The following is a 15325-nucleotide window of genomic DNA, read 5'->3' as shown; positions in this document are numbered from 1 at the left end:
TCTGCCATGGTGGGCCATCTGTGCCCGGGCCAGACTCCCTAGTGTTGCAAATAGCGCTGCAAGAACAAGCTGGAGACAATATTTCGATGACGCACGCATCCGTAGTAGATGTGCTGGCCGGTAAGTATCCGGTCGGCACCACCCAAACTGTAAAAGGGTGGATCCGGACTCGCCGTGATTCCAAGGCGGGGATCTCATTTTTGGCCGTATCCGATGGCTCCTGTTTCCATCCGGTACAGGCGGTTGTCCCCAATACCCTGGCCAATTACGAGAATGAAGTGCTGCGTCTGACCACTGCCTGCTCCGTGGAAGTGACCGGCGTGGTTGCCGCCTCTCAGGGCAGCGGCCAGGCCTTCGAACTGCAGGCGACCGAGGTGAAGGTGATCGGCTGGGTCGAAGATCCGGACACCTACCCGATGGCCGCCAAGCGCCACAGCATCGAATACCTGCGTGAACAGGCCCACCTGCGCCCGCGCACCAACATCGTTGGCGCCGTGACCCGCGTTCGTCACTGCCTGGCGCAAGCCATTCACCGTTTCTTCCACGAAGAGGGTTTCCTCTGGGTTGCGACCCCGCTCATCACCGCCTCTGACACCGAAGGTGCCGGCGAGATGTTCCGCGTCTCCACCCTGGACATGGAAAACCTGCCGCGCACCGACGCCGGCAAGGTGGACTACAACGAAGATTTCTTTGGCAAAGAGGCTTTCCTGACCGTATCCGGCCAGCTGAACGCCGAAACCTATGCCTGCGCCCTCTCCAAGGTCTACACCTTCGGCCCGACCTTCCGCGCTGAAAACTCCAACACCAGCCGTCACCTGGCCGAGTTCTGGATGGTTGAGCCGGAAGTGGCCTTCAACGATCTGGCCGCCAACGCCGCACTGGCCGAAGCCATGCTGAAGTACGTCTTCAACGCCGTGCTGACCGAGCGTCGCGACGATCTGGAGTTCTTCGCCCAGCACGTGGACAAGGATGCCATCGACCGTCTGGAGCGTTTCGTCTCTTCCGACTTCGCCCAGATCGACTACACCGATGCCATCGAAGTGCTGCAAAACTGCGGCAAAAAGTTCGAGTTCCCGGTCTCCTGGGGTATCGACCTCTCCTCCGAGCACGAGCGCTATCTGGCCGAGGAGCACTTCAAGTCTCCGGTGGTGGTGAAGAACTACCCGAAAGATATCAAGGCCTTCTATATGCGCCTCAACGACGACGGCAAGACCGTTGCCGCGATGGATGTACTGGCACCGGGTATCGGCGAGATCATCGGTGGTTCCCAGCGTGAAGAGCGTCTGGACGTGCTGGATGCCCGTCTGGCCGAGATGGGCCTGAACAAGGAAGATTACTGGTGGTATCGCGACCTGCGTCGCTACGGTACCGTGCCGCACTCCGGCTTCGGTCTGGGCTTCGAGCGTCTGGTGGTCTATGTGACCGGCATGGGCAACGTTCGCGACGTGATCCCGTTCCCGCGTACTCCGCGTACTGCCGAGTTCTGATCAGCGGTATCTTGCCACTGCATTGCAAAAGCCGACCTGTGGGTCGGCTTTTTTATTGTCACCGTTATGGGTGATACTCAGGATCAAACGGCACAAGGAACTCGTCGCCTATGGGATATCGCCTGCTGTTCTCGCTATTGCTGTTCTGCATGCCTGTTCCACTGTGGGCCAAGCCCGTTCGTCTGGCCACTCTGGAGTGGCCCCCCTACACCAGCCAGAGTCTGCCCGATGGCGGCCTCACCGGTCACATCGTCAAGCGTGCCTTTGCCGAGGCGGGACTGGAAGTGGAGTTCGACTTCTACCCCTGGCAACGGGCGGTACGGCTGGCCGCCGATCCGGCCGAGCCCTATAGCGGCTATTTTCCCGAGTACCTCTCCGACACCCTGCCCACCCTGTGGCGCAGCTCCCCCAGCGTGGGCGACAGTGTGCTGGGCATGGCGCAGCGTGCCGGGGCGCCCATCCTCTGGCAGCAGCTCGAGGATCTCGCCCCCTACCGGATCGGCGTGGTGGAGGGGTACGTCAATACCCGAGAGTTCGATACCCTGATGGTGAACAAGCGCCTTAATACGTTTGCCGTCGATGAAGATCTGCTCAATCTGCGCAAACTGCAGCGCAACCGGCTCGATCTGGCAGTGATCGACCGGGATGTCTTTCACTGGCTGATCAATCACGACCGCCAGCTGCAAGTGGCCGGATTGCAGTTTCACCCGCGGATCCTCGAGCACAAGAGCCTGCACATCATGTTTCACCCCGACCAGCAGGCACTGCAACAACGGGTGGCTCAGGCTATTGCAAGACTCGATATTGTGCAGCTGAGCGAGGATTATCAACGCCGCTATCTGCAGTCACCGCCCGCCCCCTGACAATCAGACTCGTAGAACCCCCAACTTGGCGGGAATTATCATCCGAACCCGCGCTTTTAGCACCTATTCTCCGGTGATCCAGACCTTTTCTGACGCCTCCCTTGCAGCCTTTTTCCCCGTCATGACGCCCTCTGTAGCGACCTGTCGGGTGAGTCCAGAGTGATACCATACCCTTGAAGAAGTGATGCTTTTATCAGCACGTGGTTTTTAAGTGGTTTAATCTAAAATTCATCGAGTTATTGAAGTAACTCAATTTTTTCACTTTTGCAGGGGAGCAGAATAGCAACTAACCCTTTTGGGCTAAATAAAACAGACAACGACAATTCATGGTTCAGGCTACCCGCGGCAATATGGGTTGAATCACACGAGGTAACGGAATGATCTTGATGGAATTTTTAGTGGTACTCGGCTGCTTGCTGCTGGGTACCCGCTTTGGGGGCATGGGACTCGGTCTCATCAGTGGTATCGGTCTCTTCCTGCTGACCTTCGTCTTCGGCCTGGTGCCGGGCGAACCGCCGGTGCAGGTGATGCTGACCATTCTGGCGGTGATCGGCTGTGCCGCCACCCTGCAGACTGCCGGTGGCCTCAACCTGATGATGCAAGTGGCCGAGCGTCTGCTGCGCCGTCACCCGCAATACATCACTATCCTGGCGCCGCTGACGACCTGGACCCTCACCTTCCTGTGCGGTACCGGCCACGTGGTCTACACCATGTTCCCCATCATCGCTGACATCGCGCTGCAGAAGAACATCCGTCCCGAGCGTCCGATGGCCGTGGCATCCGTTGCCTCCCAGATGGCGATCTGTGCCTCCCCGGTCTCCGTTGCCGTGGTCTCCATGGTCTCCATTCTGGCTGCCGGTCACGGCATCGGTCAGGCTTACGGCCTGCTCGACATCCTGATGGTCGCCATCCCCTCCTCCCTGACCGGTGTGGTCATGGCGGCCCTGTGGAGCCTGCGTCGCGGCAAGGATCTGGACAAGGACGAAGAGTTCCAGGCCAAGATCAAGGATCCGGAGCAACGCGCCTTCATCTACGGCGGCGGTGAAACCCTGCTCAACACCAAGTTCCCGAAAGAGGCCTACTGGTCTACCTGGATCTTCTTCGCCGCCATCGCCGCCGTGGTATTGCTCGGTGCCAACGAAGGTCTGCGTCCGGTGTTCACCATCAAGGACAAGACCGGCCCGCTCTCCATGAACCTGGTGATCCAGATGATGATGCTGATCGCCGGTGCCATCATCCTGATGCGCTGCAAGGTCAAGCCGGGTGATATCTCCAACGGTGCCGTCTTCAAGGCCGGCATGGTCGCCATCTTCTCCGTGTTCGGGGTTGCATGGATGAGTGAGACCTTCTTCCAGGCCCACATGCCGCTGCTCAAAGAGACCCTGGCCCACGTGGTACAGGCCCAGCCCTGGACCTACGCCCTGGTGCTGTTCCTCATCTCCAAGCTGGTGAACAGCCAGGCCGCCGCCCTGACCGCCATCGCCCCCATGGGTCTGGCACTGGGCGTTGAGCCGAAACTGCTGATCGCCTTCCTGCCAGCGAGCTACGGCTACTTCGTGCTGCCGACCTACCCGAGCGATCTGGCCTGTATCGGTTTCGACCGCTCCGGCACCACCCGCATCGGCAAGTTCATCATCAACCACAGCTTCATCATTCCGGGGCTGATCGGGGTGAGCAGCGCCAGTGCCGTGGGTTATCTGCTGACCACCATTTTGCTGTAATCGCAGCGCCGTTTATCACGTCACCGCTCAACGGGCCCCATCGCGGGCCCGTTGCTTTTTTGCGCTCCGATTGACCCATCCGCTTTACCTGCGCCCCCGCCGCTGGGTAGCATGCCCCCTCGTTCACCACCGGAATCTCCCCCATGTCTCGCGTCATCCTGCTCTGGAGCGGTGGCAAAGATGCCATGCTGGCCCTCTGTCATGCCCGCGCTGCGGGCCATCAGGTGGTGGCACTGGCCACCTTTGCCCCGCCAGAGCCCCGATTTCTCGCTCACCCCTTGCCGCTGGTGCGCCGTCAGGCGGCGGCCCTCGGGCTGCCCCATCTGCTGGTCACCATAGAAGCGCCGTTCGAGCAGAGTTATGAGACGGCGCTGAGCCGCTTGCAGCAGGAGTGGGTTCTGGATGGGGTGGTGACCGGCGATATCGACAGCGTGGGGGGCGCACCAAACTGGATCCGTGAACGCTGCCGCCCGCTCGGGCTCACCGTCCATACCCCGCTCTGGCAGCAATCTCGCCAAGCCTTGCTGGCGGATATGCTGGCCCGCGGCATCGTCGCCCACCTCTCCTGCGTCGATACCCGGGTGCTGGCCCCCGAGTGGGCCGGGCGAATCCTAGATGCGGCCACCCTCAGCGATCTGCAGCAACTGGCCGAGCGTGAAGGATTCGATGCCTGCGGCGAGCAGGGGGAGTACCACACCATGGTGACTGACGGCCCGGGTTTTGCCGCCCCGCTGCACCTCGATGGCTGGCAGGTGGCGCGGCAGGATCATCTGGCCTATCTGGCCGAGCCACAGGGGTAACGGCATCAGGCCATCTGGCCCGCTCACTCAGCGCGCGAAAAATCGAGATAAAAAAACGGGAGGCAACAGCCTCCCGTTTGGATTTGAGCGGACCAGTTTTGAGCGGGCCAATAACGACCCGAACAAGGGATAAACCGGCTTATTTCGCCAGCTTGCCCAGCACCCGCTGCAACAGACGGATGCGCGGTTCGATGCTGTCGAGCAGCAGGAACTCTGCCTCCGAGTGGAAGCCGCCGCCCATGGGGCCGAAGCCATCCAGCGACGGTACGCCCGCGGCGGCGGTGAAGTTGGCATCCGAGCCGCCACCGGCCTCCAGCCAGTTGAAAGGGATCCCCTCCTCCTTGGCCGCCGCCGCCACCAGCGTCATCAGCGCCTCGGTATCGCCACTCGGGCGCATCGCTGGCTTGAAGGTCTGGCGATCCACCTCGACCCGACAGCCCGCAAGGAAGGGGTTGTTGGCCATAAAGGTGAGCCGGTCGTGCACCGCAGCGGCCTCTTCGTTGCTCCAGAAGCGCAGATCGACGATCGCCTCGGCAAAGTCCGGCACCACGTTGACGCCGGTGCCACCCTGTACCACGCCGACGTTCATGGTGGTGCCCGTGGTCATATTGACCTGCTCGTTGATGGCCAGCACCCAGTGCGCCAGCTCGGTAATGGCAGAGACCCCTTCGGTCAGCGCCGAACCGGCGTGGGACGCCTTGCCGTGGAAGGTGATGCGGTACTTGGCATTACCCTTGCGAGCGCTGATGAGATCCCCGTTGGGGCGCGCCGCTTCAGCCACCAGCACGCAGCCGCTCTGTTTGGCTCGCTCGACCAGCCAATTCTTCGACCAGGGGGAGCCAATCTCTTCGTCGCAGTTGTAGCAGACCAGCACCTTGAGCCTGGCCAGCTGGGCCGGATCCATCTCTTTAAGGGCATACCAGATGGAAAGCAGGCCGCTCTTCATGTCCGACACGCCGGGGCCAAAGGCTTGATTGCCTTCGATTTTCAGCGGGCGTTTGGCCGCCGTCCCCTCGGGGAAGACGGTATCCATGTGCCCGCACAGCATCACGTCGTAGTGATCGGCGCCCGGCGCATTGGTGATCTCGAGGCAGGGGCCGCACTCGGCGGCAAACTGATGGCGAGTCACCTGCCAGCCGATAGCCTCATATTTCTCGGTCATGATGTCGGCCACCCGAGCCACCCCGGCCGGGGTGCGGGTGCCGCAATCGAGATTGATCAGCGGGGCCAGATCGGCCAGATAGCTATCGAGGGAAAACGGGCTCTTTACAACTGTCATTATCTTCTCCATGCAACAATCAGCGTTGATGGCCGATCGTCAATTGCAACTATGCGACACAGTGAGAAAAAGGCGGGCAGCCATGCCACCCGCCCGACCGCTAAATTCCAAACACCACTACATAACTCATATCACTACATGAACAGCAGATAGTTGAGGGTCAACGCCGTCACCAGTGCCCCCGCCATCGGCACGCTGGTGCGCTTGACCACGGTAAAGGGCGATACCTTGGCAATCCCCGCACAGGCGATCAGCACCGCCGCGATGGGGGAGATGGTGCGGCCAATGCTGGAGGCCAGCTGCATCGGCAGCAGCATGGTCACCGCAGGCACGCCAAACTTGGCCGCTACCGCCGGTGCCAAGGTCGAGAAGCTGAGGAACGCCGCGTTGCCGGAGCCCATGATGACCGCTGCCACCATGATCAGCGCCACCATCACCAGCGTCATCAGACCGCTGCCGATCCCGGCATTGCTGGCTGAGTGCAGCAGGGTATCGATGGCACCGATGGCCTTGAGGGATTCGGCAAACAGCTCGGCACAGACGATCAGTGCCACTACAGGGCCAAACACCTTGCCCATCCCGTCGAGGAAGCTGGAGAGCCCCGCCATGGCTGTGCGCACCGAGCGGCTACGCAGCAGCTCGCACAGCATGCCGATAAAGACCGACAGCAGCATGGCCACCTCCACGCTCATCTTGATGTCGCTCACCAGCAACTTGGAGAAGGTCATCATCAGCACGAAGGGGATGATCGGCAGCAGGGCATACCAGGTGGGCGCCTGCACGCTCTCGGCGCCCTGCTCGTCCAGCTCGGCGTGATCGCCGCGATGCTGGGCCGGATCCCAGCCATCCTTGCGGTCACAGTGCCGCTGCCAGAAGAAGTGCAACACCATGGTCACCAGCAGCATGGGGGCTACCAGCCAGATCTGGTAGTCAACGAAATAGCTGGTCGGATCCATGCCGGACTGGCCGGCGGAGAAGATGGCGTTGGTCTGGGTCGGGCCAATCTCGAACGCCTGGGAGGTGGCGATGACACCACAGGCGGAGGCCGGACTGATGCCGAGGTTGCGCATCACCGGATACATGGTGACCATCAACAGCAGGCCAAGGCCGGTGGCGGAGGTGACGAACAGGGAGACGAATACCGCCACCAGATAACAGATGGAGAGCATCAGGTAGCTGGACTGGATGCCCGCCACCGGTTTGACCACCACCCGCACCAGCGCCTGAGAGGCCCCGATATGGGACATGTAGGTGGCAAAGCCCGCCACCGCCATGATGGTGAGGCCCAGCCCCGCCGCGCGGTAGGAGAAGATCCCCTTGAACACTTCGAACAGGTCGAACAGGGCGAAGCCGGTGCTCTTGTCAGCGGGGAGAATGGGGTGCAGCCCCAGCCAGTAGGCCACCGCAAAAATGGCCATGCCCGCCAGCGCCAGCACCGCCTGCGGGTTGTAATCCTTGATAATGCCGTAGACCACGGCAACCAGTACGAGCAAGACGAATAGCAGTTCCAATATTCACTCCTGATAAATTTATCGAAGAGCGAAATCTAGTGTTCTGACCACAGTTTGCCTTTGATCCCTATCAAGAAAGGTGCCGTCATCGGGATTCATCAGCATAATATGTCGGTCATGTAACAAATTTTCGTTATTTCAACTACTGGAAAACCTTTGTCCGCCCTTATCGGGGAATTGTGTGACGCGACTCCCCTCTTTTTTGCGTTGGATCAACATATGACGGCGCCGAACTGGCGAAGATGCGCTTCGACATATAGCGACCATTTCGCGCCGGAGAGAGTTATGACAAGCCAAGCCACCGCAGGTGCCTCGACCTGCGACTACAAGCTGTGGGACATCCTCGTCGAGTCTGCAAAGGAACGCACTACCATTCGTTACTCCAAACTGGCCAAGCAGGCCGGGCTGGAGCAGTGCCAGGATGAACTGCGCACCCTGCTGCAACGCATCCGCATGTACTGCACCGAAAACAACCTGCCGATCCTCTCCGCCATCGTGGTGGACGACGTGGGCAAATACACTGGCCTCTCTTCCAGCCTGCCTGATGCCCCCTGGGAACGGGCCCGGGTCTTTGATCATGAATGGACCACCCTGCACTGATTGACGTGCTTGAAGATGCCGACCAAAACGCGCCCGCTGGCGCGTTTTGGCTATCTGGCGTTTGCCCCCTTCTCTTTTTCTCTCGCAATAACCGCTTTTCTCCCAGAATAACCGCCCCCCATCGGGCACTCCCGCCACAGTGATCCTGACCTGAGCTCGAAAGCACCGTTCAGGTGCGACCAGTCACGAGAATCCCCTCACTCCAGACCATCAGCGTTGCCATGAGATCGCCACAATGCCAGAATCGGGCCCTTGCACTGTATTGATTCGGATTTTCGGGACGCGCCCCACGGCTGCGCCCACAAGAGAAGGACTCCCCATGGCCACCACCCTCTATGGCATCAAGAACTGCGACACCATCAAGAAAGCCCGCAAGTGGCTGGATGAGGCCGGTATCGACTACCGCTTTCACGACCACCGCGCCGACGGCCTGAACCCGGACGCTCTGGACTGCTGGCTGGCACAACTCGGCTGGGAAGCCCTGCTCAACAGCCGCGGCACCACCTTCCGCGCCCTGCCGGATGAGACCAAACAGGGGCTCGACACCGCCAAGGCGCGCGCCCTGCTGCTGGAATACCCGGCCATGATCAAGCGCCCGCTGCTGGACCGTGACGGCGAGCTGACCCTGGGCTTCAAGGCCGATCACTACCAATCCCTCTTCTCCCGTTAAGGACAACTAAGGACAACTGATGTCGGATGTCATCGCACTGGCCAAGGATCTGATCCGCCGCCCCTCCGTTACCCCCCTCGATGAAGGGTGCCAGACCCTGATGGCGGAGCGCCTCGCCAGGATCGGGTTCGTTATCGAGCCCATGGTGTTTGAAGACACCACCAACCTCTGGGCCCGCCGTGGCAGCGAGGGGCCGCTGTTCTGCTTCGCCGGACACACCGACGTGGTGCCCGCCGGGCCGCTGGACAAATGGCACACCCCGCCGTTCGAGCCGACCATCAAGGATGGCGTACTCTACGGGCGCGGCGCGGCCGACATGAAGGGCTCGCTGGCTTCCATGGTAGTGGCGGTCGAACGCTTCGTGGCCGAGCATCCGGATCACACAGGGTCCATCGCCTTTCTCATCACCTCCGATGAAGAGGGGCCCTTTATCAATGGTACCACCCGGGTGATCGACACCCTGGAAGCGCGTAACGAGAAGATCCGCTGGTGCATCGTCGGTGAGCCCTCCTCTACCGCCGTGGTCGGCGATGTGGTGAAAAATGGCCGACGCGGCTCCATCACCGGCGATCTGCTGGTGCGCGGGGTGCAGGGTCATGTGGCCTATCCCCATCTGGCGGACAACCCCATTCACAACGCCGCGCCAGCACTGGCGGAGCTCGCCGCCACCGTGTGGGATGAGGGCAACGCCTACTTCCCGCCCACCAGCTTCCAGATCGCCAACATCTCGGCGGGCACTGGCGCCTCCAACGTCATTCCGGGCGAGCTGCAGGTGCAGTTCAACTTCCGTTTCAGCACCGAACTGACCGACATGGATATCCGCGAGCGGGTCGAGGCACTGCTGGATAAACATGGCCTCGATTATCAGCTGAGCTGGACCCTCTCCGGCCAGCCCTTCCTCACCGATACCGGCGCGCTGCTCGATGCGGCTGTGGCGGCCATCGAGGCAGTGAACGGCCAGCGACCGGCCCTGCTCACCACCGGCGGCACCTCCGACGGGCGCTTTATCGCCCCCACCGGCGCCGAGGTGATTGAGCTCGGTCCCGTCAACGCCACCATTCACAAGGTCAACGAGTGCGTGAAGGCGGACGATCTGGATCTGTTGGCCGACATGTACCAAGGGGTGCTCGAGAGATTGCTGGCATGAGACAGGAACAACTGCTGGGGCTCGACGAGAGCCATCTTATTGTGGTGGGGCGCGGCCCCCATCGTCTGACCGCAGCCACTGCGGCGGCCTTCAACGACATGCAGGTGGCGTCCGCCTATGAGGGGTTCAACCTGCAGGCGGCCTCCAGCTGGCGCAGCTTCGAGCGCCAGCTCGCCATCTGGAATGGCAAGTGGCGTGGCGAGCGGCCGCTGCTCGATGCCAGCAGCCAGCCCATCGATGCCCTGCAACTCTGCGAGATAGAGCGGCTGCACGCCATCCTGCGCTGGAGCGCCCTACCGGGCACCAGTCGCCACCACTGGGGGACCGATCTCGATATCTATGATCCGGACTGCCTGCCTGCCGGTACCAAACTGGCGCTGGAGCCGTGGGAATATGAAGCCGGGGGCTGGTTTGCCGACTTGAGCGAGTGGCTCAGCGATCATATGAGCGACTTCGGCTTCTTCCTTCCTTATGCCAAACCGGTCGGGGCACAGAGCGGGGTCGCCTACGAGCCCTGGCATATCAGCTTCTCGCTGGAGTCCGACGAGCAGCGGCTCGATCCCGCGGCACTGGCGCTTTGCCTGCAACAGGCGGATATTGAAGGCAAGTCGACCATATTGGCCAACCTTGATGAACTTTTGGCCCGTTATGTCACCACCTGTCCTGACGAAAGGAAAATCCCATGAATCTCTGGCTGTGGATAGGGTTGCCGCTGCTGTTCCTGCTCGGGTTGTTTCTCAATGCCATCAAAGACATGAAACGGCTGGAGAAACAGTTGCCCAACTACAAGGACAAGATCCGCGAAGTGAAGGATGACGAGGACGACTGAATCCCGCCCCATCCCGTGGGGAGCTCCCTTGTGCTCCCCTGCCCCACTCCTGCCCGACCTCACTGGTCCCCCATTACACCCCGTCTTCTCACCCTGAGATCAACGCTCCTTTGGCTCCGCTTTCGTTCACCTTGTCGCGACCATCATATGGCGCGGGCATGAGGTGAAAAATGTAAAAAAATGCAAATTGATGCACAATCAAGCCACACAAGGGGGGCCTAACTGCATATAATGTGCCTACTTTGCACATTACCAGGAAGGAGTTCGCCCTTGGATGCCGCTACCATCAACAGTTTCTTTTTTGTCGCTGCCCTGTTGGTGGGAGCCAGCGTACTGTTGAGCGCCCTCTCTTCCCGCCTCGGTATTCCCATTCTGGTTATCTTCCTCGCTGTCGGCATGCTGGCCGGTGAGGATGGCCCCGGTGGCATTCACTTCGCCGACTACTCCATCGCCTATCTGGTGGGCAACCTGGCGCTTGCCATCATCCTGCTCGACGGCGGCATGCGCACCCGGGTCTCCTCGTTTCGGGTCGCACTCTGGCCTGCGCTATCGCTCGCCACGGTCGGGGTGGCCATCACCACCGGCCTGACGGGTCTGGCCGCCGCCTGGCTGTTTGACCTCAGTCTGATGCAGGGAATGCTGATCGGCGCCATCGTCGGCTCCACCGATGCGGCGGCGGTCTTCTCCCTGCTCGGCGGGCGTAGCCTCAACGAGCGGGTGAGCGCCACGCTGGAGATAGAGTCAGGCAGCAACGATCCGATGGCAGTGTTTCTCACCGTCACCCTGATCGAGGTGCTCGCCACCGCCCAGCAAGGGCTGGATGCGGGCTTCCTGCTGCTGCAACTGATCAAGCAGTTTGGCCTTGGCGCCGGGATCGGCCTCGGCGGCGGCTGGCTGCTGTGGCGCCTCATCAATAGCGCCCGTCTGGCGCCGGGGCTCTATCCACTGCTCACCGTCAGCGGCGGCCTGCTGATCTTCGCCCTCACCACGGCAGTCGGTGGCAGCGGCATCCTCGCCATCTATCTGACCGGTCTGTTGCTCGGCAACCTCTCCCTGCGCAGTCGCAGCACCACATTGTCGGTGCTGGACGGCCTGACCTGGCTCAGCCAGATCGGCATGTTTCTGGTGCTGGGGCTGCTCGCCTCACCCCACAAGCTGCTGCCCATCGCCCTGCCCGCGCTGGCGCTGGCGGCCTGGATGATCCTGTTTGCCCGCCCGGTATCGGTCTGGATCGGGCTGCTGCCGTTCAAGAACTTCGCCCCGCGCGAGCGCTGGTTTATCTCCTGGGTTGGGCTGCGCGGCGCCGTGCCGATCATTCTGGCGGTGTTCCCCATGATGGCGGGGCTACCCAACGCCCAGCTCTACTTCAACGTCGCCTTCTTCGTGGTGCTGGTCTCGCTGATCTTGCAGGGCAGCTCGCTGCCGCTGGCATCAAAACTGGCGCGGGTGGAAGTACCGGCACCGCCCTCGCCCATCAACCGCTCCGGGCTCGAGATCGATCTCGACAGTCAGTGGGAGACCTTCGTCTACCAACTGGGGGAGGAGAAGTGGTGTATCGGCTCGCCACTGCGGGATCTGCAGATGCCTGCCGGCACCCGGATCTGCGCCCTGTTTCGTGGCCGCGAGCTGCTCCACCCCTCGGGCAGTACCTGCCTGCAGGCCGATGACATTCTCTGTGTGATTGGTCACGAGCGTGACCTCCCCGCCCTCGGCCAGCTCTTTAGCCAAGCGCCGGAGCAGGATCTCGGCCCCCGCTTTTTCGGCGACTTCCTGTTGGAAGCAGCGGCGCGGCTGGTGGATCTCGCCCCTCTCTATGGGCTGGATGTGAGCGAGGTGGCGGATCAGACACTGGGCGATTTTATTGCCAGCCAGTTGGGCGATAATCTGGTGGTCGGTGACAACATCGAATGGCAGGGCCTGATCTGGACCGTGGCCGAAATGGACGAGAGCGTGCCGAGCAAGATCGGGGTGCGCTTTCAGGAAGAGGACCCGGTCTGACCGACCGTCCCGTATCAAGTCCCCAGCAAGAAGGGAGAGAGTTATGCCATATCAAAGTTTGCTGTCCGGCCCCCTGCCCCCCGCTGCCAATCTGGGGGTCATTGAAGGCTTTTTTGGCAAGGGATGGAGCTGGCAGGCCCGCGCCCGCTACGCCCAGTGGCTGCCGCGCCACGGCTACGGCTTCTATATCTACGCACCAAAAGAGGATGGCTATCTGCGCAAGCACTGGGCCCTCCCCTGGCCCGAGCAGCAGCTGGCGGATCTCGCCGAGCTGGCGCGCCAGTGCCGCGCCAACGGGCTCGCCTTCGGGGTGGGCTTGAGCCCGATGGGGGCGCATCACGACTACGATCGCAAGCGCCCGGCGCTGCTCGAAAAAGTGCGCCTGATCGACGAGATGCTCCAGCCCGACATTCTGGCAGTGCTGTTTGACGACATGAAGGGGGATACCCCTGACCTGGCCCGCCACCAGCTCACCATCGCCCACGATATCGCGGCCCACAGCAAGTCGACCCGCCTCATCTTCTGCCCCAGCTACTACTCGACCGATCCGGTGCTGGAGAAGGTGTTCGGCGCCATACCTCCCCGCTATCTGGAAGAACTTGGCGAGCAGCTCGACCGCCGCTTCGAGATTTTCTGGACCGGCCCCAAGGTCTGCTCCAGCGAATATCCGGCCAGCCACCTCAAGCAGGTGACCGAACTGCTCGGCCGCAAGCCCTTCCTGTGGGACAACTACCCGGTCAACGACGGCAGCAAGGCGAGCAGCTACCTCCATCTGCGCGCCTTCGAGAACCGCCCCGCCGAACTGGCAGAGCTGGTCGCTGGCCATGCGGTCAACCCGATGAAGCAGGCGGCGCTGTCGGCCCTGCCGCTCGCCACCCTGCCGATGAGTTACCGCCTCGGCAAGCAGTACGATCCCGACAAGGCGCTGCACGCCGCCCTCAACGCCACCTGCGGCCCACAGATCTCGGCGATGATCGAAGCCGACCTGCCGCTGTTTCAGGATCTGGGGCTGGCGCAGCTCACCCCCGAGCAGATTGCCGCCCTCAAGGCGCGCTACCTGCCGTTTCGGGATCAAGCCTGCGTCGACGAAATCGTGCGCTGGCTCGACGGGGAGTATGTGTTCGACCCCGACTGTCTGACCGATTGATCTGCCCTGCGGGGCCGTAAGGATATTGCATGGACGCATCCCTGATTTACCAGAACCTGGCGGTGATCGCCGCTTTCTTGCTGGTCTATAGCCTGATCGCCGGGCGCTTTGAATCAAAACTGGTCAACGGCCCCCTGCTGTTTATGCTGGCGGGCTGGCTGCTGGGGCCGGGTGGTGTGGAGCTGATCGCCCTCTCCATCGACAGCGATGGCATCAAGCTGCTGGCCGAGCTCTCGCTGGTCATCGTGCTGTTCAACGATGCCGCCAATACCAACTGGCAGGTATTGCTGGCCAACCGGCAACTGCCAATCCGGCTGCTACTGATAGGCCTGCCCCTCACCCTGGTCTGTGGCGCCCTATTTGGCCACTGGCTCTTCCCCGATTTGCCACTGCTGGAGATGGCCATTCTCTCCACCATTCTTGCCCCCACCGATGCGGCGCTCGGCAAGGCGGTGGTCAGCAACCCGGCCGTACCGGCACTGGTGCGCGAAGGGCTCAATCAGGAGAGCGGCCTCAACGACGGTATCTGCGTGCCGGTACTGCTCCTGCTGCTGGCCCTTATCGCCCCCACCGAACAGCACGCAGGCACCGCGACGCTGGCCATCACCCTGATGCTGGAGGAGATCGGCATTGGCCTGCTGGTCGCCTTCGTGCTGACCAGCCTCACCATCCGGCTGCTGAAAATGTCCTATCTCAACGGTTGGCAACTGCCACTCTGGCGTCAGCTCACCATGCCGGGGCTGGCCCTGCTCTGCTTTGCGCTGGCCCAGACTCTCGGTGGCAGCGGCTTTATCGCTGCCTTTGTCGGCGGCCTCTTTATCGGGCGCAGACTCGGTGAACACAAGCATGCCTATATGGACAGCTGCGAGGGGTATGGCGACCTGCTCTCCGTGGTGATCTGGATGGTGTTCGGCGCCACCCTGCTCCCCATGCTGCCGGAGCTGATGCACTGGCAATACTGGCTCTATGCCGTTGCCAGCCTCACCCTGCTGCGGATGGTGCCGGTCTGGCTGAGCCTCATCGGCACCGGCCTCAAGCCCGAGCTCAAGCTCTTTATCGGCTGGTTCGGGCCACGGGGCCTTGCCAGCATCGTCTTTGCGGTGATGGTGCTGCAAAACCAGCCGGCGCTGATCGGCCAACGCCCCATCATCGCCACCGTGCTCTGCACCATCATATTGAGCGTGTTGCTCCACGGTCTGACCGCCAACCCCTGGGTCGAGCGCTTCAAACCTCGCTGAGCCAAGCCGCGCCCATAAAAAATGCCACCGACGGT

Annotated in this window: 14 protein-coding genes; 12 read left to right on the top strand and 2 right to left on the bottom strand. The window is 61.7% G+C overall.

Features of this window, described 5'->3' with window-relative positions; genetic code table 11:
• Positions 1 to 86: 86 nt before the first annotated feature.
• From asnS to PG888_RS01685, 4 genes are all read left to right on the top strand, one after another.
• The gene (gene asnS, locus PG888_RS01700) at positions 87 to 1487 is read left to right on the top strand and encodes an asparagine--tRNA ligase (protein WP_182939267.1); all 1401 of its coding nucleotides are present in this window, start codon (positions 87 to 89) and stop codon (positions 1485 to 1487) included.
• Between the two features lie 110 nt (positions 1488 to 1597).
• On the top strand, positions 1598 to 2350 hold the full coding sequence (locus tag PG888_RS01695) for a substrate-binding periplasmic protein (protein WP_139407501.1): 753 nt from the start codon (positions 1598 to 1600) through the stop codon (positions 2348 to 2350).
• A 377-nt stretch (positions 2351 to 2727) separates the two neighbouring features.
• Positions 2728 to 4071, top strand: coding sequence for an anaerobic C4-dicarboxylate transporter (locus tag PG888_RS01690; protein ID WP_042062536.1), 1344 nt, complete (start codon positions 2728 to 2730; stop codon positions 4069 to 4071).
• Between the two features lie 143 nt (positions 4072 to 4214).
• Entirely contained in the window at positions 4215 to 4871 is a 657-nt protein-coding gene (locus PG888_RS01685; RefSeq protein ID WP_182939266.1) for an adenine nucleotide alpha hydrolase, read from the top strand.
• Between the two features lie 139 nt (positions 4872 to 5010).
• Here the strand turns inward: PG888_RS01685 and PG888_RS01680 are convergent, their stop codons facing one another.
• On the bottom strand, positions 5011 to 6150 hold the full coding sequence (locus tag PG888_RS01680) for a M20 family metallopeptidase (RefSeq protein ID WP_182939265.1): 1140 nt from the start codon (positions 6148 to 6150) through the stop codon (positions 5011 to 5013).
• Positions 6151 to 6284: 134 nt separating this feature from the next.
• Positions 6285 to 7661, bottom strand: coding sequence for a C4-dicarboxylate transporter DcuC (dcuC, locus tag PG888_RS01675; protein WP_182939264.1), 1377 nt, complete (start codon positions 7659 to 7661; stop codon positions 6285 to 6287).
• Between the two features lie 285 nt (positions 7662 to 7946).
• Here dcuC and PG888_RS01670 point away from each other — a divergent pair, with 285 nt between their 5' ends.
• The 8 genes from PG888_RS01670 (at position 7947) to PG888_RS01635 (ending at position 15290) form a co-directional block, all read left to right on the top strand.
• The gene (locus tag PG888_RS01670; protein ID WP_005337929.1) at positions 7947 to 8261 is read left to right on the top strand and encodes a hypothetical protein; all 315 of its coding nucleotides are present in this window, start codon (positions 7947 to 7949) and stop codon (positions 8259 to 8261) included.
• Positions 8262 to 8580: 319 nt separating this feature from the next.
• The gene (locus tag PG888_RS01665) at positions 8581 to 8931 is read left to right on the top strand and encodes an ArsC family reductase (RefSeq protein WP_182939263.1); all 351 of its coding nucleotides are present in this window, start codon (positions 8581 to 8583) and stop codon (positions 8929 to 8931) included.
• A gap of 19 nt (positions 8932 to 8950) precedes the next feature.
• Positions 8951 to 10078 carry a succinyl-diaminopimelate desuccinylase gene (dapE, locus tag PG888_RS01660; RefSeq protein WP_182939262.1) on the top strand — a complete coding sequence of 376 codons (1128 nt, stop codon included), beginning with the start codon at positions 8951 to 8953 and terminating at the stop codon, positions 10076 to 10078.
• On the top strand, positions 10075 to 10764 hold the full coding sequence (locus tag PG888_RS01655; RefSeq protein ID WP_182939261.1) for a M15 family metallopeptidase: 690 nt from the start codon (positions 10075 to 10077) through the stop codon (positions 10762 to 10764). The genes dapE and PG888_RS01655 overlap by 4 nt, the downstream gene beginning before the upstream one ends.
• Entirely contained in the window at positions 10761 to 10907 is a 147-nt protein-coding gene (locus tag PG888_RS01650) for a hypothetical protein (RefSeq protein WP_005337933.1), read from the top strand. The genes PG888_RS01655 and PG888_RS01650 overlap by 4 nt, the downstream gene beginning before the upstream one ends.
• 270 nt (positions 10908 to 11177) lie before the next feature.
• Positions 11178 to 12905, top strand: a complete 1728-nt coding sequence (locus PG888_RS01645) for a potassium/proton antiporter (RefSeq protein WP_127008264.1) — start codon at positions 11178 to 11180, stop codon at positions 12903 to 12905.
• Between the two features lie 43 nt (positions 12906 to 12948).
• Complete coding sequence (locus PG888_RS01640) at positions 12949 to 14052, top strand: beta-N-acetylglucosaminidase domain-containing protein (RefSeq protein WP_127008262.1); 1104 nt, start codon at positions 12949 to 12951, stop codon at positions 14050 to 14052.
• Positions 14053 to 14081: 29 nt separating this feature from the next.
• A complete protein-coding gene (locus tag PG888_RS01635) occupies positions 14082 to 15290 on the top strand; it encodes a cation:proton antiporter (protein WP_182939260.1) in 1209 nt (402 codons plus the stop codon).
• The last annotated feature ends 35 nt before the right edge of the window (positions 15291 to 15325 follow it).

This window comes from Aeromonas sp. QDB23 (genome assembly GCF_027707745.1).
In the GTDB taxonomy this organism is placed as follows: Bacteria; Pseudomonadota; Gammaproteobacteria; order Enterobacterales; family Aeromonadaceae; genus Aeromonas; species Aeromonas allosaccharophila.
Note: the sequence above shows the minus strand (reverse complement) of the source record. Positions and strands in the feature narration are given on the sequence as shown.

Bases quoted from the DNA above. Each gene is read 5' to 3' on its own strand.
- asnS (WP_182939267.1), top strand. From the start codon at position 87: ATGACGCACGCATCCGTAGTAGATGTGCTGGCCGGTAAGTATCCGGTC.
- PG888_RS01695 (WP_139407501.1), top strand. From the start codon at position 1,598: ATGGGATATCGCCTGCTGTTCTCGCTATTGCTGTTCTGCATGCCTGTT.
- PG888_RS01690 (WP_042062536.1), top strand. From the start codon at position 2,728: ATGATCTTGATGGAATTTTTAGTGGTACTCGGCTGCTTGCTGCTGGGT.
- PG888_RS01685 (WP_182939266.1), top strand. From the start codon at position 4,215: ATGTCTCGCGTCATCCTGCTCTGGAGCGGTGGCAAAGATGCCATGCTG.
- PG888_RS01680 (WP_182939265.1), bottom strand. From the start codon at position 6,150: ATGACAGTTGTAAAGAGCCCGTTTTCCCTCGATAGCTATCTGGCCGAT.
- PG888_RS01670 (WP_005337929.1), top strand. From the start codon at position 7,947: ATGACAAGCCAAGCCACCGCAGGTGCCTCGACCTGCGACTACAAGCTG.
- PG888_RS01665 (WP_182939263.1), top strand. From the start codon at position 8,581: ATGGCCACCACCCTCTATGGCATCAAGAACTGCGACACCATCAAGAAA.
- dapE (WP_182939262.1), top strand. From the start codon at position 8,951: ATGTCGGATGTCATCGCACTGGCCAAGGATCTGATCCGCCGCCCCTCC.
- PG888_RS01655 (WP_182939261.1), top strand. From the start codon at position 10,075: ATGAGACAGGAACAACTGCTGGGGCTCGACGAGAGCCATCTTATTGTG.
- PG888_RS01650 (WP_005337933.1), top strand. From the start codon at position 10,761: ATGAATCTCTGGCTGTGGATAGGGTTGCCGCTGCTGTTCCTGCTCGGG.
- PG888_RS01640 (WP_127008262.1), top strand. From the start codon at position 12,949: ATGCCATATCAAAGTTTGCTGTCCGGCCCCCTGCCCCCCGCTGCCAAT.
- PG888_RS01635 (WP_182939260.1), top strand. From the start codon at position 14,082: ATGGACGCATCCCTGATTTACCAGAACCTGGCGGTGATCGCCGCTTTC.